2 pseudogenes are annotated in these 1,535 nt (G+C 37.8%); one reads left to right on the top strand and one right to left on the bottom strand.

Annotated elements, in window-relative coordinates:
• Positions 1-176, bottom strand: a pseudogene (locus ACP45E_RS00695) (NCS2 family permease); the annotation flags it as partial.
• A gap of 1,022 nt (positions 177-1,198) precedes the next feature.
• On the opposite strand from ACP45E_RS00695, the pseudogene ACP45E_RS00700 reads away from it, so the two are divergent.
• A pseudogene (locus tag ACP45E_RS00700) lies at positions 1,199-1,535 on the top strand (cytosol nonspecific dipeptidase); the annotation flags it as partial.

The following is a 1,535-nucleotide window of genomic DNA, read 5'->3' on the forward strand; positions in this document are numbered from 1 at the left end:
GCAGCGGCAAGACATGTCGCGACAAATACGGCGCCATGATCCATTCCTGCATCAGCGAGCATTGCTGGGTTAACAAAAATAATGTAAGCCATCGTTAGGAATGTCGTAACACCTGCAATGATCTCAGTCTTCACGTTCGTACCGTGTTCACTGAGTTTAAATAGCCTTTCGAGCATGATCGGGTCCTATAAGGGTGAAAAGTAAACGGTTGCGTAATCGATTGGCGTAAATTATAGAGTTATCAAATAACAAATTCCAGATAGAATTATGACTCTAATGAATATTTACGTATCGGCATGGCCATTGAGCAACAACCCATGTCAACAGAATAAGCATAAAAACCATAAAAATAAGACACTTAAGTAAATAGAGTAAAATAGTGGCAATGGTGATTTTTTAGACCATGTTCTAAACTTTCAAAGTATTTTGAGGAAAAAACCAAAGGAAGGGATTGATTATGATGGCATAGAGGTTAAAGAAATGTTTTAAATATTAAAACCCAGCGTTATCGATTAAACCTAAGACAGTGACTATTGTTCAGATAAAAAAAACGCCACTCAAATTGAGTGGCGGTTGAATCATCTCAGCCATTAAGCTGTAAAAAAATTCCAATATATAGGGGTAAAACGTGTCGAGTATCCCGTTAGTGGCTACTCATAGTTTTGGTGATTAATAACCAAAACTGATTGGGTATACAAAGTCGCTAGTGTAAACATTGCTGTTAGTCCAGAACGTTGTAGTTGGTAAACTTTTCATAACTATCACCTTAAAATCAATTAAATACCATTTGATTCTCAGTTCCATGGAGGCGATTAACGGACTCATCCTTTGAGCATTTGTTCTTCTTTCTGAAGTTGAGTATTAATATACCACCAAGAAATTATATTACAACTAAAAAGTGATTTAAATCACAAAAAATCCATAAAAGACCCATATTGCGTAATTTAATTACAAAAAAATACCATTCAAACTGAATGACAGCTTGAAAGTTAGGTGTGTTGTTTCACTTAACAATCCAATAGCACCCGCCAATTCCATAATCCATTAAGGCTGTTGGTCACTTAGGCTACTCGCTGACCTAAGGTAATGGTATGCTGAGTACACGAGATTTTAAGCAGGACAATAGATAGTCAAATAGTCTACTTCCTTGCATTAAACCCTATTTAAATCTCAACCAAACAACATAAAGGAGTTAACCATGCCTGAGTTTCATTCTGAAATTAGTCGTTTATCACCCGCTTCAATTTGGCAGTTTTTCGATAAAATCTGTTCTATTCCCCACCCTTCTAAGCATGAAGAAGAGCTGGCTCAGTACATCATTAGCTGGGCAAAAGCAGAAGGTCTTGATGTTCGCAGAGATCCGACGGGGAATGTCTTTATCAAAAAACCAGCCACACCAGGAATGGAAAACAGAAAAGGTGTTGTTCTCCAGGCTCATATTGATATGGTGCCACAAAAAAATGAAGATACCGTGCACGACTTCGCCAAGGATCCTATTCAGCCATACATTGATGGCGAGTGGGTCACCGCAAAAG

The organism is Vibrio genomosp. F10 str. 9ZD137 (genome assembly GCF_049974785.1).
Classification (GTDB): Bacteria; Pseudomonadota; Gammaproteobacteria; order Enterobacterales; family Vibrionaceae; genus Vibrio.